Annotated in this window: 16 protein-coding genes; 11 read left to right on the top strand and 5 right to left on the bottom strand. The window is 71.0% G+C overall.

Translation table 11 applies throughout. The annotated features are described in order from the left end of the window. The first annotated feature begins 69 nt into the window (after window positions 1-69). From DN051_RS14900 to DN051_RS14875, 6 genes are all read left to right on the top strand, one after another. Window positions 70-1254 carry a DUF4190 domain-containing protein gene (locus DN051_RS14900; protein WP_112438873.1) on the top strand — a complete coding sequence of 395 codons (1185 nt, stop codon included), beginning with the start codon at window positions 70-72 and terminating at the stop codon, window positions 1252-1254. A gap of 168 nt (window positions 1255-1422) precedes the next feature. Further along, window positions 1423-2175: a GntR family transcriptional regulator gene (locus DN051_RS14895; RefSeq protein WP_053758709.1), complete on the top strand. Its 753-nt coding sequence runs from the start codon at window positions 1423-1425 to the stop codon at window positions 2173-2175. Between the two features lie 335 nt (window positions 2176-2510). Then, a complete protein-coding gene (locus DN051_RS14890; RefSeq protein WP_053758708.1) occupies window positions 2511-2699 on the top strand; it encodes an SPOR domain-containing protein in 189 nt (62 codons plus the stop codon). A 54-nt stretch (window positions 2700-2753) separates the two neighbouring features. Beyond that, window positions 2754-3155 (top strand): (deoxy)nucleoside triphosphate pyrophosphohydrolase, encoded by a 402-nt coding sequence (locus DN051_RS14885; RefSeq protein WP_053758707.1) that lies wholly within the window; start codon window positions 2754-2756, stop codon window positions 3153-3155. A gap of 138 nt (window positions 3156-3293) precedes the next feature. Continuing rightward, window positions 3294-3722, top strand: coding sequence for an ATP-binding protein (locus DN051_RS14880; protein ID WP_053758706.1), 429 nt, complete (start codon window positions 3294-3296; stop codon window positions 3720-3722). 283 nt (window positions 3723-4005) lie between these two features. After that, window positions 4006-6669 (top strand): SpoIIE family protein phosphatase, encoded by a 2664-nt coding sequence (locus tag DN051_RS14875; RefSeq protein ID WP_053758705.1) that lies wholly within the window; start codon window positions 4006-4008, stop codon window positions 6667-6669. Window positions 6670-6811: 142 nt separating this feature from the next. On the opposite strand, the gene DN051_RS14870 is transcribed toward DN051_RS14875, so the two are convergent. Beyond that, on the bottom strand, window positions 6812-8407 hold the full coding sequence (locus DN051_RS14870; protein WP_053758704.1) for a hypothetical protein: 1596 nt from the start codon (window positions 8405-8407) through the stop codon (window positions 6812-6814). Window positions 8408-8593: 186 nt separating this feature from the next. On the opposite strand from DN051_RS14870, the gene DN051_RS14865 reads away from it, so the two are divergent. Then, window positions 8594-9511, top strand: a complete 918-nt coding sequence (locus DN051_RS14865) for a class I SAM-dependent methyltransferase (protein WP_112438872.1) — start codon at window positions 8594-8596, stop codon at window positions 9509-9511. On the opposite strand, the gene DN051_RS14860 is transcribed toward DN051_RS14865, so the two are convergent. Genes DN051_RS14860 through DN051_RS14845 form a run of 4 tightly spaced genes read right to left on the bottom strand, consistent with a single transcriptional unit; the run spans window position 9503 to window position 13378 of the window. Further along, complete coding sequence (locus DN051_RS14860; RefSeq protein ID WP_053758702.1) at window positions 9503-10279, bottom strand: succinate dehydrogenase/fumarate reductase iron-sulfur subunit; 777 nt, start codon at window positions 10277-10279, stop codon at window positions 9503-9505. The genes DN051_RS14865 and DN051_RS14860 overlap by 9 nt on opposite strands. After that, a complete protein-coding gene (locus DN051_RS14855; RefSeq protein ID WP_112438871.1) occupies window positions 10276-12210 on the bottom strand; it encodes a fumarate reductase/succinate dehydrogenase flavoprotein subunit in 1935 nt (644 codons plus the stop codon). Before DN051_RS14855 ends, DN051_RS14860 begins: the two co-directional genes overlap by 4 nt. A gap of 17 nt (window positions 12211-12227) precedes the next feature. After that, entirely contained in the window at window positions 12228-13061 is an 834-nt protein-coding gene (locus DN051_RS14850) for a hypothetical protein (RefSeq protein WP_053758700.1), read from the bottom strand. Window positions 13062-13087: 26 nt separating this feature from the next. Next, window positions 13088-13378: a hypothetical protein gene (locus tag DN051_RS14845; protein WP_053758699.1), complete on the bottom strand. Its 291-nt coding sequence runs from the start codon at window positions 13376-13378 to the stop codon at window positions 13088-13090. 296 nt (window positions 13379-13674) lie between these two features. Between DN051_RS14845 and DN051_RS14840 the strand changes: the two genes are divergently transcribed. From DN051_RS14840 to DN051_RS14825, 4 genes are all read left to right on the top strand, one after another. Next, window positions 13675-15906 carry an ABC transporter family substrate-binding protein gene (locus DN051_RS14840; RefSeq protein WP_112438870.1) on the top strand — a complete coding sequence of 744 codons (2232 nt, stop codon included), beginning with the start codon at window positions 13675-13677 and terminating at the stop codon, window positions 15904-15906. 161 nt (window positions 15907-16067) lie between these two features. Further along, entirely contained in the window at window positions 16068-17984 is a 1917-nt protein-coding gene (gene typA, locus DN051_RS14835; RefSeq protein ID WP_053758697.1) for a translational GTPase TypA, read from the top strand. Between the two features lie 405 nt (window positions 17985-18389). Then, window positions 18390-19436 carry an ABC transporter permease gene (locus tag DN051_RS14830; protein ID WP_053758696.1) on the top strand — a complete coding sequence of 349 codons (1047 nt, stop codon included), beginning with the start codon at window positions 18390-18392 and terminating at the stop codon, window positions 19434-19436. A 101-nt stretch (window positions 19437-19537) separates the two neighbouring features. Then, window positions 19538-21331, top strand: coding sequence for an ABC transporter substrate-binding protein (locus DN051_RS14825; RefSeq protein WP_053758695.1), 1794 nt, complete (start codon window positions 19538-19540; stop codon window positions 21329-21331). Window positions 21332-21355 lie beyond the last annotated feature (24 nt).

The following is a 21355-nucleotide window of genomic DNA, read 5'->3' as shown; positions in this document are numbered from 1 at the left end:
CGGGGGCTTACCATGCGCCAGGTCGTACGACCGTTCCGAACTTCCGCCCGAATCAGGAGCACGGTACCCGTGTCCATCCCTCCGCCCCCCGGGCCCGAGCGGCCCCAGGGCCCCCAGGGTCAGTACCCGGCTCCGCACGATCCCGGCCTGCCGTACGCCGCTCCGGGGCCTTACGCGCCCCCGGGGCCCTACGGGCCGCAGCAGTACGGGCCCTGGGGCCCCTACCCGCCGCCGGCGGTGGTCAACGGCGTCGCCATCGCGGCGCTCGTGCTGGGCATCCTGTGCTTCCTGCCGGCCGTCGGGCTCGTCCTCGGCCTGATCGCGCTGCGGCAGATCAAGCGGAAGGGCGAGCGCGGCAGGGGCATGGCGGTCGCCGGGGCCGTGCTGTCGTCGGTGGGCCTGGCGCTGTGGGTGCTGTCGCTCTCCACGGGCGCGGTGTCGGCCTTCTGGGAGGGGTTCAAGGAGAGCGCGCGGGAGAGCGCGACCGTCTCGCCGGACAAGGGCGAGTGCTTCGACTCGCCCAGCGGTTCCCTGGAGGGCATCACGTACGACCTCGACGTCGTGCCGTGCAAGGGAGAGCACGACGGTGAGGTGTTCGGCACCGTCACCCTGCCCGACGGCGGCTACCCGGGCGACGCCCGCGTCACCGACGTCGCCGACGACAAGTGCTACGCCCTGCACGGCGCTTACGCGATGGACGCCTGGGCGCTGCCCGACGACGTCGACGTGTACTACCTCACCCCGACCCGCCAGAGCTGGCGGCTCGGCGACCGTGAGATCACCTGCATCTTCGGCAACACCGACGAGCGCGGCGTCCTGACCGGTTCCCTGCGCAACGACGCCACCACCCTCGACACGGACCAACTCGCCTACCTGGAGGCGGCCCGCGCCGTCGACGCCGTACTGGACACGGAGCCCGAGGCGTTCCCCGACGAGGACCTGGCGGCGAACCGCGCCTGGGCGGGCGAGGTCGAGGACGTGCTCGCCGAGCAGAGCGGCGCGCTGCGCGGGCACGGCTGGCCCGCGGTCGCCGAACAGCCCCTGGCCGACCTGGTGAAGGAGCTCGACTCGGCCCGCGGCGACTGGTCGAAGGCGGCCGAGGCCGACGACCCGGTCGCGTTCTACCTGCACTACGACGCCGGGTACGAGTTCTACGACGGTCCGGCCACCGTCACCGCGCGCAAGGCCCTGGGGCTGGACACGAGCCCGCCCGACCCGGGCGCCGAGACGGGCGAGTCCGACGCGCAGGTGTGACGGCGCGGGCGCGCAGGTGTGATCGCGTCCGCAGCGGGGAGAAAGAGCCTGCGCAAAGCCCTCCCCGCCACAAGTCATCACTTCGAGTGATTCTCTGGCCTTTGCTTGCCTGCGGGAACCCACGGTTGCCACGCTGTAGCTGTCTGTACAACCTGATGGGAGCGGCCAGTGACTTTCGGTGAGCAGCCGGCGTATCTGCGTGTCGCGGGTGATCTCCGCAAGAAGATCGTCGACGGTCAGCTGCCGCCGCACACCCGCCTGCCGTCACAGGCCAGAATCCGCCAGGAGTACGGCGTCTCGGACACCGTCGCCCTGGAGGCGCGCAAGGTGCTGATGGCCGAAGGGCTGGTCGAGGGCCGTTCCGGCTCCGGGACGTACGTCCGTGAGCGGCCCGTGCCGCGCAGCGTCGCCCGTTCCGGTTTCCGGCCGGCCGGCGGCGCCACCCCGTTCCGCCAGGAGCAGTCCGACGCCGCCGCGCGCGGCACCTGGGAGTCCAGCAGCGAGCAGACCGCCGCGAGCGGTGCCATCGCCGAGCGGCTCGGCATCCGGCCCGGCGACCGCGTGATGTGCACGAAGTACCTCTTCCGGGAGAGCGGCGAGCCGATGATGCTCTCCACCTCCTGGGAGCCGATCGCCGTCACCGGCCGTACGCCCGTCATGCTGCCCGAGGAGGGACCGCTCGGCGGCATGGGCGTCGTCGAGCGCATGGCGGCCATCGACGTCGTCGTCGACAACGTCACCGAGGAGGTCGGCGCCCGCCCCGGACTCGCCGAGGAACTCCTCACGCTCGGTGGCGTCCCCGGCCATGTCGTCCTCGTCGTCCAGCGCACCTTCTACGCCTCCGGGCGCCCCGTCGAGACCGCCGACGTCGTGATCCCGGCCGACCGCTTCCGGGTCTCGTACCACCTTCCGGTGAAGTAGCGCACACTTTTACGTTCCCCGGGCCTCGCGGCGCACGCCCCCGCGGCAGTTGCTTCCGGCATGCGCCCCTCGTGGGGTGCGGCGCGCGCCGGTGGAATCCGGTCGTCTTCGCAGGTGGCCGCGGGCGTGCCCGATATGCCGCTGACCGGATGCACCGAAGCGGGCGCACGGCGCTTTTGATGCCGCGCGCCCCCCTGGCCCTGGCTTGTTGCGTACCTCTTTGTGAAAAGCCGTATTCGCTGCGTGAAGGTTAGGCGTAGGCTCGGGCATATGCGGATTGCGGTTTCCTTAGCGGGCGGGGCGCGCGGGCCGAGGGCGGGAAGCGGAGGGGCGCGATGAACGACAGCACGGTGACTCTTCAGTGGCTCGTCATACGGCAGGACGACAACGGCAATCGCTACCGCGTCGGCAGGTACGCGACCCGCGCCGAGGCCCAGAAGATCGCGGACAGCCTCGACAGCCGCGGACACAAACAGCTCTACTGGGTCGAGCGCATCGGTCAGGGCGCGGGCGAAGGGGCGTGAGCCGCGCGCCGGGCCGACGGCCCGGACCGGCACGCACGCCCTAGGCTCCGGCGCATGACCGAACGCATCGTGGTGGTGGGAGCCGCCCTGCTCGACGAAGGCCGGCTGCTCGCCGCGCGCCGGAGCGCGCCCCCGGAGCTCGCCGGGCGCTGGGAGCTGCCGGGCGGCAAGGTCGAGCCGGGTGAGACACCCGAAGCGGCCCTGGAGCGCGAACTGCGCGAGGAACTCGGCGTCGAGGCCGAGGCCGTCGAGCGCGTCGCGGGGGAGTGGCCGCTGAAGCCGCCGTACGTGTTGCAGGTGTGGACCGCCCGTCTGCGTCCCGCCTCCCCGGACCCCGAACCGCTGGAAGACCACGACGCGCTGCGCTGGTTGACCTCCGGCGAGCTGTGGGACGTGGACTGGCTCGACCAGGACGTGCCGGCCGTGCGGGAGGCCGCCGCCCGCCTGGGCGCCTGACGGTTCGGCTCCGGTGCGCGGTGCCGCGGCGCCCGCCGTCGGACCCGTAGGTCGTTCGTGCCATCGGCCGCCGGGCTCAGCGGTACTGCGACCCGGATACCGGGTATGTGCCCATTAACCCCATGAAACCGGACATGAGTGGGCTCAATGGCCTGGGAAGTGATCGGCGTGATCGACACCGACGGTGGCTGCGCCGAATGGACCTTTCCCGCCGACCCCGGTGCCGTGCGCACCGCCCGCTCCGTCGTCCGCCGCAAGTTGCACGGTTGGGGTCTGGAGAGCGTCGCCGACCTCACGGCCCTGCTCGTCAGCGAACTCGTCACCAACGCCCTGCGGCACGCCACCGGACCGATCGGCGTCCGGCTGGTGCGTCCCGACGAGCCGTCCGACGTCCTCCTCGTGGAGGTCTCCGACCCGCTGCCCGAACCGCCCCGCGAGCGCGTCGCCCGGCCCGAGGACGAGAGCGGGCGCGGCCTGCAACTGGTGGCGTCCTCCTCGCGCCGCTGGGGCACCCGCCCCGGGGAGTCGGGCAAAACGGTGTGGTTCGAGCTCGCGGTACCCGACTGACCGGTGGCCCGGAACGCCCGCGCCGGGCCCGAACGGGCCCCGGTGGGGGACGTATGCCCGTTCGGTGACCGGAACGGGTCGGCGGTCGGTGCCCGAACGTGTGATTCGAGGGCGTGTCCCCTGGTTAGAAGACTGGAAGTGTTGTCGCGGTCCGGGCCGAAAACAGCCTCGACCGTGTTGTGATCGTGAACACCGTGTTGTGCGGCGCCGTAGTGCTGGATACTGCGGGCAGCCGCCCCCGGTGACCGGTGCCGGACGCGGTGAGCTGGAGGGGACGGTTCGCGTGAGCGAGATACCAGCGAAGGCCACGGAGTCCGAGGACCCGTCGGACGGCGCGAGGGCGGAGGCCGCGGGTGCCTCCGGTGAGGCGCCGGTCGGCGATCCCCTGTGGCAGAGCAGTCCACCCGGCTCCATGTACGAGTACATCAAGGTGGCGTCCTTCTCCATCGGCGCCGACGGGCTGGTCGACCAGTGGAGCCTGCGCGCCGAGCAACTCCTCGGCATCCCCGCCGAACGAGCCGTCGGCATGGACCCCATCGCGGCCTTCGTCGACCCCGACCTGCGGGACCGCGGCCACCGGAAGATGGCCGAGATCCTCGACGGGCGGGAATGGACCGGGGTGATCCCCTTCCGGCTGCCCGATGTGCCGGAGGAGGACGGCGTCCTGTTCCGGGAGCCCGGCTTCGGGCCCGAGCGGGACGGACTCGCCGAGGTCTATGTGATGCCGACGCGTAACGAGGACGGCGAGAAGGCGGCGGTCTGCATCGTCGTCGACGTCCGGGTACTGCGCAGGATCGAGACCGACCTCGCCGCATCGCAGGCCATTTTCGGTCAATCTCCGTTCGGCTTCCTGCTGATCGACTCCGATCTGCGGGTGCGCCGCGCCAACCAGCGGTTCGCCTCGATCTTCGGCGGTACGCCCGACGACCACCGCGGCAAGGGCGTCCACGACTATCTGCCGCGCGGCGAGGCCGAGCGGGTCGCCGCCACTCTGCGCCGGGTCCTGGAAACCGGCGACTCCATCACGGACATGCACGTCACCGGCTTCGTACCGGGCTCCGAGGAACGCCGTCACTGGTCCGTCAACCTCTACCGGGTGCACAGCGGCAGCGGCCGTCCCATCGGCATCGCCTGGCTCGGAATCGACATCACCGCCCGCCGTGCCGCCGCCCGCGAGGCCGCCGCCGCCCGGCGCAATCTCGCCCTGCTGAACGAGGCCGGCGCCCGGATCGGCAACTCCCTCGACCTGGAGACCACCGCCCGCGAACTCCTCGACGTCGTCGTCCCCGGCTTCTGCGACCTGGCCACCGTCGACCTCTACCAAGGACTCCTGGCCGGCGACGAGACCCCACCGGGCCTCGCCGACGGCAGTGCCGAACTGCGCCGGGTGGCCTTCGCCAGCGCCGTCTCCGACGTCCCCTTCGAAAGCACCGCCAAGCCGGTCGCGGTCGGCGCGGTCCACCACTACCCCTTCAACTCGCCCTGCGCGGACGCCCTGCGCACCGCCCGCCCGCGAGCCGTCCCCGCCGAGGAGGGCGGGCTCGTCCAGTCGACCCTGGTCGTGCCGATGGTCGCGCACGACACCGTCGTCGGGCTCGTGCAGTTCTCCCGTACGAAGGGCAGCGAACCGTTCGGCGACCGGGACCGCGACGTCGCGGTGGAGCTCGCCGCGCGGGCCGCCGTCTGCATCGACAACGCGCGCCTCTACCGGCGCGAGCACGAACGCGCGTTGATACTGCAGCGGTCCCTGCTCCCGCCCGGCGACCCGGTCGCCTCCGGCCTGGACATCGCCTGCCGCTACCTGCCCGGCAACGTCTCCACCGGCCGGCCCAGCGAGGTCGGCGGCGACTGGTTCGACGTCATCGAACTGCCCGGCCACCGTACGGCGCTGGTCGTCGGCGACGTCATGGGCCGCGGACTGCGCGCGGCGGTCGCGATGGGCGAACTTCGCACGGCGGTGCGGACCCTGGCCCAGCTCGACCTGGAACCGGCCGAGGTGCTCTCCCAGTTGGACGAGATCGCCCGCGGACTCGGCGCGCCCGGCGGCCCCTCCCAGGCCTTCGGCCCCGGCGGCATCCAACAGGCCACCCGCGCCGCCCGCCGGCCCCGCGAGGCCGACCTGTCCGAGGTGTACCTGGCGACCTGCGTGTACGCGGTCTACGACTCCGTCACCCGGCGCTGCACCTTCGCCAACGCGGGCCATCTGCCGCCGGTGCTGGTCGAGCCCGGCGAGGCGGCCCTGATGCTCGACGTGCCGCCGGGCATGCCGCTCGGCGTCGGCGGTGAGCCCTTCGAGGAGGTCGAGGTCGAACTCCCCGAGGGTGCCCTGCTCGCGCTCTACACGGATGGACTGGTCGAGTCCCGCGACCACCCGCTGGACGAGGGGCTCCAGGCCTTCGTCGGCGCGCTGACGGACCCGTCCCGTCCGCTGGAGGACGTCTGCGACCACGTCCTCAACACCCTCGACACCCACCACGGCGAGGACGACATCGCCCTGCTGATGGCCCGAGTGCAGGGGCTGCCCGCCGAGTCCGTCGGCGACTGGACGCTGCCGCGTGAACCGCGCAGCGTGGGCCGCGCCCGGGAGTACGCGCGCGGCCAGTTGCTCAGCTGGGACCTGGAACCACTGGTCGACACCACGGAGCTGCTGGTCAGCGAGCTGGTGACGAACGCATTGCGGTACGGCGAGGGCGAGATCAGACTCCGCCTGCTGCTGGACCGCACCCTGGTGTGCGAGGTCTGGGACTCCGGCCTCGTCCAGCCGCGCCGGCGCCGGGCCCGGGACACCGACGAGGGCGGCCGCGGACTCCAGCTCGTCGGCCTCCTGTCGGCCGCGTGGGGCTCCCGCCGCACCCACCGCGGCAAGACCGTGTGGTTCGAACTCCCGCTGCCGGACGGGGAGCACGGGATGGTGGACCCGGCGGAGGCCCTCCTGAGCCTCTTCTGAACCCCTCACCGGCCCGGCCCGACGCATGACGAGCGACGGGCGAAGGGCGACGGGCGTCAGGGCGGTCCGAGGCCGTCGGCGGTCGTGGAGGCCCCAGTGGGCGTCCGGGGCGCGGGCGGCGGAGCCGGTCCGCGGCCGGGTGTCACGGGGCGTTCGTGGTGCGGCGTGCCCGGGTGCGGGGGCCGCCGAAGCTCGCGGGCGGGCCGACGGCCCGGTCGTCGCCGAGCAGGATCCCGCCGAGGACCGCGCCGCCGGCACCGGCCTCGTACGCGTCCGGTCCGGTCTGCGGAGTGCCGTGCGCGCGTACGTCCCGCTCGGCGAGGTCCCGCGCCTCACGGGCGAACGCGTCGGCCGCCAGCGGGTCGTCGTCGAGGATGTCCTCGGCGGCGGCCAGCCGGGTGCGGGCCGTGGCACCCACCGCGGCCCGGTGGGTCGTGACGAAGCCGTCCGCGACCGCGGTGGCGCTGTGCGCGACCAGCGCCGCGGCGGCCGGGAGCACCCCGGCCCGGCCGGTCGTCAGGGGGGCGACGGCCCGCACGATCCGGCGCAGCGCGTCGAGCGGGTCGTACGGCCCCGCCGTCCGTTCCTCGCGCACCGACGCCAGCACGGTGTCGGCGTGCGCCAGCCGGGCCCGCAGCTCGCCCACGGGCACCTCCGGAACGGCCGGGGACGACCCCTGCCGCCCCTCACCGCCCGGTTCCCTCCCCAGCCACTCCCGCACCCCCGCGATCTCCGCCTCGGCACCCGTGAGCGCCGCCGGGACCGTCCCCGCGGCCGTGGTCAGCTCCCGGGCGAGCCGCTCGACGCCGTCCACGAGGACGCCGGCCTGGGCGATGGCGCCCTCGGCGGCGCGCAGCCGGCCGGCCGCCGGACCGGGAGCGCCCGAGTCGGCCGCCCGGCGGGCCTCGTTGAGGCGGGCCGTCGCGAACACGAGGCGGTCCTTGGCCTGTTCGACGTTCCCGACGACGGCGTCCGTCGCGCCGGGCGGGTACCGCTCGGCGAGTTCCGCGAGGGCGGTCTCCGCGGCGGCCGTACGGCCGGTCAGCTCCCGGAAACGCCCTTCCGCGACCTCCAGCGCCGTACCGGCACCCTGTTCCAGACCCCGCGCCACGTCGAACCCGGCGGCTTCCGCGTCCAGCCGCCGCCCCGCCTCCGCGCACCGTCCGACGATCCCGGCGAGCGCCTGCCGCCGGGCCGACTCCTCCCGCGGGACGCCCTCGTCGCAGCGCTGCCGCATGCGGAAGGCGGCCGACAGCTCAGCCCCGGCCGCACGCAGCGCGCGGACGAACGGCTCGCCGTCCGCCGCCGGGAACCCGGCCTCGGCGAAGGCGAGTTCCTCCCGGCTGGTGCGCACGCAGTCGTCGGCCTCGACCAGAGCCAGCCGGGACTGCCGGTCGAGCGTCTCCAGCGACGGCACGGGCGGCGGTCCGGGGAGCACGCCGCCGGGGGTGGTCCGGGTGCGGGCGCGCCGGGTCCGCCGCGTGTACCCGTACGCGGCGACCGCGACCGCCGCGAGCGCCGCGATCAGCGGCAGCACCAGGTCGGCGGTGTGCGTCCCGTCCTCCTGCCGTACGGCCGCGCTCGCCCCGGGCCCCGGACGCGTGCCGGTGTCCGTCGTCATCGCCGGCAGCACCAGCCACAGCACGGCGATCGCACCGCCGAGCACGGCCTGGACCAGGCGCGCGCACAGCGGGGATCCGGTGCGCCGCGGCCGGCCCCGGATCAGGGACGACGTCACATTTCGGAGCGTATGGCCGGGAATGCGGGCCCGCGACCGGTGCGCGTCCGACGGCGTCGGCGGCGTCACCGAACGGTCGTTCAGACGTCATACGCCCTTTCCCCGGCCGGGTGCCCGTGTTTGTTGTGCGCTCCCTGTGCGCGGCCTACGGTCCACTCCTCCTATTCCTGTGAGGACCACACACTCATGCGAGCGCTCATCACCAGCAAGGCGGCCCGGCGCGTCCTGCGGCCGATCGCCGAACTCATGGACCAGCGCATCGAGCGGCAGGTGCGCCGGATCGTGGCGGAGGCCTCCCTCGACGCGTCGCAGCAGGAGCTGAAGAGACTGCGGGCCCGCCAGCGCCCCCTGGAGCTGTTCTTCGACGGGACCGGGCGGGGTGCGTCACGGCTGCCGTCGGGGCCCCATCTCAACCGCACGATCAAGGAACTGGCGCAGGTGACGGGAGACGCCGCCGGCGCCGAGCGGAACGTCGCCCAGGCCTTCCGGCTGCTCATCGGCATGGAGGCGCTGGGTGTCGGCAGGATCGCCGGCGGCACCATGAACATCTGCGGCAAGCTCGCCGCCGTGCCGCTGCTGGACCCGCCGAACGACGAGGTCCTGGAGATCGGCACCCTGTACGGGATGTTCGGCGCCTCCCTGATCCGGATGCTGGAGCGCGCCGGGCGCGACCCGCGTCTGACGATCGTCGACCCGCTCGCCGGCACCCAGTTGCAGCCCGGCGCGACCATGGGAGAGGACGCCTCCGGCACCCCGGTCCGGGAGGCCGCGGTGCGCACCAACCTGGCGCTGGCGGGCGCGGCCGGCGCCGCCACCCGGATCGAGCAGGGGTTCTCCGAGGACCCCGAGGTGCGCGCCCGGGTCTCGGACCGCTCCTACGGGGTGATCGTCGTCGACGGCGACCACTCCGCCGAGGGCGTCGCCGCCGACCTGGAGTGGGCCGAGCGGATCGTCGCCCCCGGCGGCATCGTCGTACTGGACGACTTCGGGCACCCCAAGTGGCCGGGCATCGAGGAGGCCTTCGAGAAGCACATGGCCACGGACACGAGGCTGACGTTCCTCGGCCAGGTCGCCCACTCGGGCTACCTGCGGGCCTCACGCTGACGAGGACCGCCTGCGGATCCGGTTCCCGAGCCACACCAGCGGGTCGTACTTGCGGTCGACGGCCCGTTCCTTCAGCGGGATCAGGGCGTTGTCGGTGATCTTGATGCCTTCGGGGCAGACCTCCGTGCAGCACTTGGTGATGTTGCAGTAACCGAGTCCGTGGTCGTCCTGGGCCGTGCGCTTGCGGTCCAGGCCCGACTCGTCCGCCGCGTCCAGCGGGTGCATGTCCAGTTCCGCCACCCGCATCAGGAACCGGGGACCGGCGAACGCCGGCTTGTTCTCCTCGTGGTCACGCACCACATGGCAGGTGTCCTGGCACAGGAAGCACTCGATGCACTTGCGGAACTCCTGCGAGCGGTCCACGTCCTCCTGCATCATCCGGTACTCGCCGGGACCGAGGTCCGCGGGCGGTACGAAGGACGGGACCTCCCGGGCCTTGGTGTAGTTGAACCCGACGTCCGTGACCAGGTCCCGGACGACCGGGAAGGCCCGCAGCGGGGTGACGGTGATCGTCTCCTCGCGGTCGAACACCGACATACGGGTCATGCACAGCAGCCGGGGCCGCCCGTTGATCTCCGCCGAGCAGGAACCGCACTTGCCCGCCTTGCAGTTCCAGCGCACGGCCAGGTCGGGGGCCTGGGTGGCCTGGAGGCGGTGGATGATGTCCAGGACCACCTCGCCGTCGTTCACCTCGACCTCGAAGTCCTCCAGGCCGCCGCCGTCGGTGTCCCCGCGCCACACCTTGAAGCGGGCCTCGTAGCTGCTCATTCGTACAGCTCCTCTTCGGCGAGGTACTTGACCAGCTCCTCCTTGTCGAAGAGGGCGAGCAGGTCGGTTCGGATGGGTTCGGTCGTCTCGTGGGTGAGGGTGATCTGGCCGTGGACCGGATCCGTGGCCGCCAGTCCCTCGGTGGGATCGGCCGACCGGCACAGCAGGTTGATCCGCCGCCACCGGCGCTCCATCGCGGGATGGTCCTCGCGGGTGTGGCCGCCCCGCGACTCGGTGCGCTCCAGCGCCGCCCTCGCCACGCACTCGCTGACCAGCAGCATGTTCCGCAGGTCCAGGGCGAGGTGCCAGCCCGGGTTGAACTGGCGGTGGCCCTCCACTCCCGCCCGCCGGGCCCGTACCCGCAGCTCCGCCAGCTTCTCCAGGGCCTGCTTCATCTCCGGTTCCCGGCGGATGATGCCGACCAGGTCGTTCATCGCCTGCTGGAGTTCCTGGTGGAGGGTGTACGGGTTCTCCGGCGGTCCCTCGGCCGGTTCGCCGCCCTCCGCGGAGAACGGGCGAAGGGCCTCGGCGGCGGCCGCGTCCACCTGGTCGTCGTCGATCCGGGGGCGGGACGCCGCGAGGCCCGCGGCGTGCTCGGCCGCGTGCAGTCCCGCCCGGCGTCCGAACACCAGCAGGTCGGACAGCGAGTTGCCGCCGAGCCGGTTGGAGCCGTGCATCCCGCCGGCCGCCTCACCGGCCGCGTACAGGCCCGGCACCCCGCGCGCCGCCGCCGTGTCCGAGTCGACGGCGATACCGCCCATCACGTAGTGGCAGGTGGGCCCGACCTCCATCGCCTCGGCCGTGATGTCGACGTCGGCCAGTTCCTTGAACTGGTGGTACATTGACGGCAGCCGGCGTTTGATCACCTCGGCGGGCATCCGGGTCGACACGTCCAGGAAGACCCCGCCGTGCGGCGATCCCCGGCCCTCCTTGACCTCGGAGTTGATGGCCCGCGCGACCTCGTCCCTGGGCAGCAGTTCGGGGGGACGCCGGTTGTTGTCCGGGTCGTCGTACCAGCGGTCGGCCTCGGCCTCGGACTCGGCGTACTTGTCCTTGAAGACGTCGGGGACGTAGTCGAACATGAACCGCTTGCCGTCGGAGTTCCTGAGCACCCCGCCGTCGCCGCGCACCGACTCGGTGACGAGGATGCCCTTCACCGACGGCGGCCAGACCATCCCCGTGGGATGGAACTGCACGAACTCCATGTTCAGCAGGGGAGCGCCCGCGAGCAGCGCCAGCGCGTGCCCGTCGCCGGTGTACTCCCACGAGTTCGACGTCACCTTGAAGGACTTGCCGATGCCGCCCGTGGCGATCACCACCGCGGGCGCCTCCAGCACGAAGAAGCGGCCCGACTCGCGCTCGTAGGCGAAGGCCCCGGCGACCCGGTCGCCGTCCTTCAGCACCCGGGTGACCGTGCACTCCTGGAAGACCTTCAGCCGGGACTCGTAGTCGCCGGTCTCCCGGTGGTCCTCCTGCTGGAGCGCGACGATCTTCTGCTGGAGGGTGCGGATCAGCTCCAGGCCCGTGCGGTCGCCGACATGGGCGAGGCGCGGGTACTCGTGGCCGCCGAAGTTGCGCTGGGAGATCCGGCCGTCCTTCGTGCGGTCGAACAGGGCGCCCCAGGTCTCCAGTTCCCACACCCGGTCCGGTGCCTCCTGCGCGTGCAGTTCGGCCATCCGCCACTGGTTGAGGAACTTGCCGCCGCGCAGCGTGTCGCGGAAGTGGACCTGCCAGTTGTCGTGCGGGTTGGCGTTGGCCATCGCGGCGGCGATGCCGCCCTCGGCCATCACCGTGTGCGCCTTGCCGAACAGCGACTTGCAGATCACGGCCGTACGGGCGCCCCGCTCACGCGCCTCGATGGCGGCCCGGAGTCCCGCGCCGCCCGCGCCGATCACGACGACGTCCCACTCCTGTCGCTCCACCACGGACATCAAAAAGCCCCACTCATCTAGAAGAAGCGCGGATCGTCGAAGACACCGGACGCGACGAGGTACACGTAGAAGTCGGCGAGCGCCACGCTCAGCAGCGACGCCCACGCCAGCTGCATGTGCCGGGCGTTCAGCTTTCCGACCCACTGCCACATCCGGTAGCGCACGGGATGCTTGGAGAAGTGCTTGAGCTTGCCGCCCACGATGTGCCGGCACGAGTGGCAGGACAGGGTGTACGCCCAGATCAGCACGATGTTGACCAGGAAGACGACGGTGCCGAGGCCCATGTGGCCCCAGGCGTAGTCCTCGTCGCGGAAGGCGAGCACGGTGTCGTACGTCAGGATGCCCGCGACCGGGATCGCCGCGTAGAAGAAGTACCGGTGGATGTTCTGCAGGATCAGCGGGAAGCGGGTCTCACCGCTGTACTTGCCGTGCGGCTCGGCGACCGCGCAGGCCGGCGGGGACGCCCAGAAGCCCCGGTAGTAGGCCTTGCGGTAGTAGTAGCAGGTCAGGCGGAAGCCGAGCGGGAAGATCAGGATGATGATCGCGGGCGAGATGCCCCACCAGCTGCCGAAGATCTCCCAGTTGGGGCCGCCCTTCATCGGCTCGCAGTTCTCCGCCAGGCAGGGGGAGTAGAAGGGCGAGACGTAGGGGGCCGCGTAGTAGTCGGCGTTCGCGAAGGCCCGCCAGGTCGAGTACACGATGAAGGCGAACAGTCCGGCGGCGGTCGCGGCGGGCGCCAGCCACCAGCGGTCGGTGCGCAGGTGCGGGGCAGCGATGGCGGCACGTGTCGCGCCGTGCACGCCGCCGGGTGGATGGGGATCCGTGGTCGAGGGTTCCGTACCAGTGGCCAACGTATGACTCCGGTCGGTTCGAGGGCTCAGGGGGCGTGCCGGTCCCGGGCGCCGAGACCCTCGTCGTCCGAGTCCGTCCACAGGGAGTAGTCGTAGGGGGCGTCGGAGATCGTGACGAGGTCCGGTCGGCGGACCGGCGACGGCGCGGACGACGCTTCGCGCAGCAGCGCGACGCTCTCACGCAGATGCGCGCAGTCGGCGCGGACCCGGCGCATGTCGAGTCCGCCGCTGCCGAGGTGCTGTTCCAGGCGGGCCACCGACCGGGACAGCTCGTCCAGACTGCGCTGGACCGACATCAGTTCGTCGTGCACGGACATGGCGTGACCTCACTTCCGTCGGCCGTGCGGCCGTGAGCGGCAACGGTCATGCGCCTGCGAGTGTTGCGCGTCACACCGTCCGCTGTGAAGGGACGTGCACCGATTGGCCGAGGCGTACGGGTGTACCCCCGGGCGCGTTGCGCCGCACGGGTGGGCTTGCGGGCCGCCGTCGCCGTGTCGCCCCGTGTCGCCGAACCCTTTCCTCTTCAGTTACGGCATATCACCGAATACATCCGATCAACTCCATATACCGCCAAACGTGATCATAGCCCCCGCGGCTCCCGGAGGTACCTGAGATGTCCCACGACGGCGTCGGACTGCGCGCGGTCATGCGCTCGGTCGCCTTCCTCACCGCGGGCGTCCTCGCGGTACCCGCCCTGGGCGGATGCGGCTCCAAGGACCCGGCCGGCAGGCCCCTGGCGGGCCAGGACATCGCCGTCGCCGCCCGCGCCCAGGTCGCCGACGGCGGCACCATGCGCTGGGCCGTGGACGCGGTGCCGGAGACCCTGAACACCTTCCAGGCCGACGCCGACGCGACCACCACCCGGGTCGCGCAGGCCGTCCTGCCCTCGATGTACCGGCTGAACGCGGCCGGCCGGCCGGAGATCAACTCCGACTACCTGGAGACCGCCGAGGTGGTCGACACCGAGCCCCGGCAGGTGGTCCTCTACAAGCTCAACCAGCAGGCCGTCTGGAGCGACGGCCGCGAGATCGGCGCCGCCGACTTCGCCGCCCAGTGGCGCGCCCTGTCCGGCAAGGACAGCGCCTACTGGACGGCCCGCAACGCCGGCTACGACCGGATCGAGCGGATCGAGCGCGGATCCAACGACCTGGAGGTCAAGGTCACCTTCGCCCGGACCTACGCGGACTGGCGGTCGCTGTTCTCGCCGCTGTACCCCAAGGAGGTCATGGGCACGCCCGACACCTTCAACGACGGGGCGCGCACCAAGCTCAAGGTGACCGGCGGCCCCTTCACCGTCGAGAAGGCCGACCGCAAGGCCCACGAGGTCGTCCTCGCCCGCAACCCCCGCTGGTGGGGCCGTCCGGCCAAGCTCAACCGGATCGTGCTGCGGGCCGTGCCGCGCGAGGAGCGCTCGGCCGCGCTGGCCGCCGGGACGCTCGACCTCGCCGAGATCGACCCCGCCGACATCCGCCGCATCACGCTCGCCTCCCGGTCGGGCGCCGGGAGCCCGCTGCGGAGCACCGCGGGCGCGAGCGCCTCCCCCGAGGACGACTCCAAGGCGGAGAGCCCCTCGGCCGACGCGTCCGGCTCCGCGGACGAGACCGCCGCCGAGGAGTCCGCCTCCGCCGAGGAGTCCGCCGGTGGCGAGGACAGCGGCGGCGACGTGGAGAGCGGCGACCCGGAGGCGAACGGCGCCCCCGAGGCGGGCGGCGCGCAGGCCGCCCCGACCATCCAGGCCCTGGAGATCCGCAAGTCCCTCGAAGCGGCCTTCACCCAGCTCGCCCTGAACGGCTCCTCCGGTCCGCTCGCCGACGAACGGGTGCGCCGGGCCGTGGCCCGCGCCCTGGACCGGAAGAAGCTGGCGGAGGCGGTCCTCAAGCCGCTGGGGCTGCCCGCGGTGCCGGTCGGCAGCCACCTCGCCCTGTCCGGCCAGGCCGCCTACGCCGACAACAGCGGCGCCCTCGGCGACCAGGACGCCGAGGAGGCGCAGGCCCTGCTCGCGGACGCCGGCTGGGTGCCGGGCGGACCGGTCGAGGAGACGAAGAAGGAGAAGGCGGCGGGGCCGGAGAAGGGCACCGAGAAGCCGGCCGACGAGGACGACGGCACGTACATCGTCGGCGAGGACGACGGCGCGAACGCCGACACCGCCGACAACAAGGCCCCCACCGACGCCGAGCTCAAGGACGGCAAGCAGCAGGAGATCCAGCAGGGCGGCGGGGTGCCCGGCGCGTACGCCCCGAGGGGCACCGCCGCACCGGCGGGCGCCCCGTCCCGGCCGCTGGCCAAGGACGGCAAACTGCTCACCCTCCGTTTCGTGCTGCCGTCCGGGCCCGGCTCCTCGTCGCTGCACACGGTCGCCGACCGGATCTCCCGCATGCTGGTGCGGATCGGCATCCGCACCGAGATGAAGAAGGTCCCCGACGAGAGCTACTTCAAGGACCACATCGCGGCCGGCGAGTTCGACCTCGCCCTGTACTCGTGGCCCGCGTCCGCCTTCCCCGCCACGGACGCCCGCCCCGTCTACGCCAAGCCGGTCCCGGCCGCCGACGGCTCGGTCACAGTCGAGCAGAACTACACCCGGGTCGGCACCGACCAGGTCGACCAGCTCTTCGACCAGGCCGTCGCCACCCTCGACCAGGAGGAGTCCCGCGACCTCGTCCGCAAGGCCGACGCCCGGATCTGGGCCGCCGCCGGCTCCATCCCGCTCTACCAGCGCCCCCAGCTGACGGCCGCCCGAGAGAACCTGGCCAACGCGGGCGCATTCGGTCTCGCCACCCCGATCTACGAGGACATGGGCTTCCTGAAGAAGGGCGCGAGGGCGGCGGCGGGCCCGTCACCCTCCTGACCGCACCCCGCAAAGGGGGCTTGACCTGCACGGACGTATCCGGCCAAGCCCCCATCGCGGCGGCCCCGTACCATAGGACAAGGCCGAGGCGTGTCCTGCCCGGCACAGGCTGGCGCAGCGACTGCGCAGCTGTCCTCACCATCCCGGGAGTTCGCCGCACTATGGCACTGTCCGTTCAGCGTCACGACATCCGCAACGTCGCCATCGTCGCCCACGTCGACCATGGCAAGACGACCATCGTCGACGCCATGCTCAAGCAGGCCGGTGCCTTCGCCGCCCACCAGCTCGACTCCGTCGACGACCGCATGATGGACTCGAACGACCTGGAGCGTGAGAAGGGCATCACGATCCTCGCCAAGAACACGGCGGTGAAGTACCACCCCAAGGACGGTGGCGACCCGATCACGATCAACATCATCGACACCCCCGGCCACGCCGACTTCGGCGGCGAGGTCGAGCGCGGACTGTCGATGGTCGACGGCGTCGTCCTGCTCGTCGACGCCTCCGAGGGCCCGCTGCCGCAGACCCGCTTCGTGCTGCGCAAGGCCCTCCAGGCCCGGCTCCCCGTCATCCTGTGCATCAACAAGACGGACCGTCCGGACGCCCGCATCGACGAGGTCGTCAACGAGGCCTACGACCTCTTCCTCGACCTGGACGCCGACGAGGACCAGATCGAGTTCCCGATCGTCTACGCCTGCGGCCGTGACGGCATCGCCTCGCTGACCAAGCCGGCCGACGGCACCGTCCCCGCCGACAGCGACAGCCTGGAGCCGTTCTTCTCCACGATCCTGGAGCACATCCCCGCCCCCACCTACGAGGAGGGCGCCCCGCTCCAGGCCCACGTCACCAACCTCGACGCGGACAACTTCCTCGGCCGTATCGCGCTGCTGCGCGTCCAGCAGGGCGAGCTGCGCAAGGGGCAGACGGTCGCCTGGATGAAGCGCGACGGCTCCGTCAGCAATGTGCGCATCTCCGAGCTGCTGATGACCGAGGCCCTCACCCGCGGCCCCGCGGAGAAGGCCGGCCCGGGTGACATCTGCGCCGTCGCCGGTATCCCGGAGATCATGATCGGCGAGACCCTGGCGGACCCGGAGAACCCGGTGGCGCTGCCGCTGATCACGGTCGACGAGCCCGCGATCTCGATGGTCATCGGCACCAACACCTCGCCGCTGGTCGGCCGGGGCGGCACCGGCAAGGGCGCCGACGCCAAGGGGGCCGTGAAGGACCGCAAGGTCACCGCACGGCAGGTCAAGGACCGGCTGGACCGCGAGCTGATCGGCAACGTCAGCCTCCGGGTGCTGGAGACCGAGCGGCCGGACGCCTGGGAGGTGCAGGGCCGCGGTGAGCTGGCCCTGGCCATCCTCGTCGAGACCATGCGCCGCGAAGGGTACGAGCTGACCGTCGGCAAGCCGCAGGTCGTCACCAAGGACGTCGACGGCAAGGTCTACGAGCCGGTCGAGCGCATGACCGTCGACGTCCCCGAGGAGCACATGGGCGCCGTCACGCAGCTCATGGGCGTCCGCAAGGGCCGCATGGACAACATGTCCAACCACGGCTCCGGCTGGGTCCGCATGGAGTTCGTGGTGCCCTCCCGCGGCCTGATCGGCTTCCGGACCGAGTTCCTCACCCAGACCCGCGGTACGGGCATCGGCCACTCCATCCACGAGGGCTTCGAGCCCTGGTTCGGCGCGCTCCAGACGCGCAACAACGGCTCGCTCGTCGCCGACCGCTCCGGCGCCGTCACCGCCTTCGCGATGACGAATCTCCAGGAGCGCGGCGTGCTGTTCGTGGACCCGGGCACCGAGGTGTACGAGGGCATGATCGTCGGTGAGAACTCCCGCTCCGACGACATGGACGTCAACATCACCAAGGAGAAAAAGCTCACCAACATGCGGTCTTCCACGGCCGATGTGACCGAGTCGATCGTGCCGCCGCGCAAGCTGTCGCTGGAGCAGTCGCTGGAGTTCTGCCGTGACGACGAGTGCGTCGAGGTGACCCCGGAGGCCGTTCGCATCCGCAAGGTCGCGCTCGACCAGCGTGAGCGGGCCCGCGCCGCGAGCCGCGCCAAGCACGGCTGACCGCCCCGCCAGGACCCTCCGGCGGCCCCGTCACGGGCCCGCCGGGACGACCCGGCCCTCCCCGCAGCGGGGGAGGGCCGGGTCTTTTTCCGGGAGGACGTTCAGGAGTCTTTCAAGGCCGTTTGAAGTGCTGTTCGCATATCGGTGCTTCGGCGATCAAGTTTCGGACATGTAAACAAAAATCCCTCCCGGTATGCCCGAATTGCCGATTTCTTGCTTCACCTGTCAAGCGCGCGCAGGTGTCAATCTTTGCAATTTTTGCTCAAAAAATGGATGCTAGGGAGATCCCTCGGTCTTCCGCCCTTGACGCGCGTTGATGCACTTGGCGAAAGTTCCCCCAAACCACAGAACCTGCCGGTATCTGTGCTGCGCTCAACTCTCCAACCCCCCGGGGGAAGAACACACATGACCAGTCCAACCAAGGCCGAGGGCCCCGGGTCCACGGTCGCCTTGGACCCAGAGCTCGAGGCGACCTCCGAGGTCGCCGAGGGCGCGAAGAAGCTTGAGGGTCGCTCCCCCGGGCAGTTGATGTGGCAGCGCTTCAAGCGTGACCGTACAGGGATGTTCTGCGCCGGCGTAGTCATTTTCTTCTTCCTCGTCGCGCTGTGCGCGCCGCTGCTCACCGCGATCAGCGGCACCAACCCCTACACCCTGTACGGCCAGGACCCCACCTACGCGGACCAGCCCGTCCTGGACGACTTCGGGCTGCCGCTCGGCTACTTCGGCGGGGTGTCCGCGGACCACTGGTTCGGTGTCGAGCCGCAGTACGGGCGGGACCTGTTCGCCATGCTCGTGTACGGCATGCGCACCTCGTTGCTCATGGCTCTCGGCGTGACCGTGCTGCTGATGGTGACCGGCGTCATCATCGGTCTGATCGGCGGCTACTTCGGCGGCCGGACGGACTACTGGCTCGGCCGGATCACCGACTTCTTCCTGTCGTTCCCGCAGCAGCTGTTCTTCATCGCCTTCATGCCCGTCGTCACCGCGTTCTTCGTGGACCCGCGGGACGAGACGCCCACGTACTTCCGGGCGGTGGCGATCCTGATCGTGCTGTGGCTGCTGGGCTGGATGGGCATGTCCCGGCTGGTCCGCTCCACCGTGCTGTCGCTGCGTGAGCGCGAGTTCGTGGAGGCCGCCAAGGTGGCCGGCGCCTCGCCGGGCCGGATCGTCCGCAAGGAGATCCTGCCGAACATCGTCTCGCCGATCCTGGTGCAGTTCACGTACCAGCTCCCCAGCACCATCCTCACCATCGCCTTCCTGTCCTTCGCAGGTGTCGGCTTCGTCGAGCCGACGCCCGACTGGGGACGGCTGTTCGCCGCGGGCGCCAAGTACGCCGAGCAGGACCCGGCGTTCATGTTCTTCCCCGGTGTGGCCCTGGTGATCTTCATCCTGTGCTTCAACCTCCTCGGAGACTCCGTACGGGATGCCTTCGACCCCAAGTCCGGGCGGTAATCGTCCATTGGTGGGGGGTGACTGCCGCCCCCGCGACGGCCTACCAGCCGCGTCAGGCAGTACTCATGGATAACAACCGACAGGTAGGTGCATACACCGCTATGAAGTCGTTCACCTCGCGCAGAGCGCGCGCCGTCATGGTCGCCATCGCGGCCGGCTCCCTCGCGCTCACCGGTTGCTCGGAGAACAAGGGCACGAGCTCCAACAAGAACTCCAAGGAGGACCAGGAGGAGGCCGCGGTCCAGTCGAACGCGGTGACCTACGCCGACGCCGCGGCCTCGACCGGTCCGGCCGAGGAGGTCCCCGGTGCCAAGAGCGGCGGCACGATCACCGTCTACCAGGAGGCGGGCCTCTCCCACCTGGACCCGGGCCAGATCTACGTCTCCGACGCCGGCCAGGTCGCCAACCTGCTCTTCCGCGGGCTGACGAACTTCAAGGAGGACGGCAAGGGCGGCGTCAGCGTCGTGGGCGACCTCGCGACGGACTCCGGTCAGTCGTCCGACGACGGCAAGACCTGGACGTTCAAGCTCAAGGACGGCATCAAGGACCAGAACGGCAAGGAGATCACCTCCGCCGACGTCCGCCACACCATCGAGCGCCAGTACGCCGAGTTCATCTTCGACGGCCCGACGTACCTCCAGAACTGGCTGAGCGGCCCGGACTACCGCAAGGAGCTGCCGGACGGCGGCTTCGGCAAGAAGCACCTGCCGGACTCCGTCCTGGAGACCCCGGACGACAAGACGGTCGTCTTCCACTTCGACGTGGCGCGTCCCGACCTGCCGCAGATGCTCGCCATGCCGGGCTACTCCATCGTGCCGGAGGCCACCGACACGAAGGCGAAGTACGACAAGGCGCCCGTCGCCCTCGGCCCCTACAAGATCGCCGAGTACAAGGCCGGCAAGGCCCTCAAGCTGGTCAAGAACGACCAGTGGGACCCGAAGACGGACTCCGTCCGCAACCAGTACGTGGACGGCTGGGACGTCCAGTTCGGTGTCACCGAGTCGACCCAGACCAAGCGTCTGATCTCCGACCAGGGCGACGCCAAGAACGCCATCCAGTTCACCGGCGGCGTGGAGTCCACCCAGATCCAGGACGTCATCGGCGACGCCGCGGTCAACAAGCGCACGATCAAGGGCTACCAGCCCTACGTCATGCAGCTGACGTTCAACCTCGACCGCGTCAAGAACAAGGCCGTCCGTGACGCCGTCACCTACGCGGTGAACTCCAAGTCCCTCATCGCCGGTGAGGGCGGTGCCTACGGCGGCGACGTGGCCCCGAACCTGTTCGCCCCGACCCTGCCGGGCTACGAGGCCAAGTACGACCCGTACGGCCGCCTGAAGACGCCGCAGGGCAACATCGAGAAGGCCAAGGAGCTGCTGGCCGACGTCCCGGCCGCCGAGAAGAAGCTCGTCTTCGCCTACGGCAACACCGAGCAGGGCCAGAAGCGCAAGGTCGCCATCGAGGACGCGCTGGGCAAGGTCGGCATCGACGTCGTCTCCAAGGAGATCGACTCCGCGAGCTACTACGAGCAGATCGGTAAGCTCTCGAACCCGTACGACATGTACATCACCGGTTGGGGCCAGGACTGGCCGTCGCCGGGTACGGTCGTGACGCCGATCTACGACGGTGACCAGGTCGCCGACGGCTCGTCGAACTACGCGCACCTGAACGACCCGAAGGTCCAGGAGCTGATCAAGAAGGCCCTGACCCAGGAGCCGACCGAGGCCGCGAAGACCTGGCAGGAGGCGCACCACTACATCGTGGAGGACGTCAACCCGGCCGCTCCGCTGTGGTACACCAAGCAGTTCCAGCTCTACGGTTCGAACATCGGCGGTGCCCGCTACAGCACCGAGTCGAGCTACATCGACGTCACCCGTCTGTTCCTGAAGTCGTAACTCTCTACGGCTGATCGCGGGGGT

The organism is Streptomyces cadmiisoli (genome assembly GCF_003261055.1).
Classification (GTDB): domain Bacteria; phylum Actinomycetota; class Actinomycetes; order Streptomycetales; family Streptomycetaceae; genus Streptomyces; species Streptomyces cadmiisoli.
Note: the sequence above shows the minus strand (reverse complement) of the source record. Positions and strands in the feature narration are given on the sequence as shown.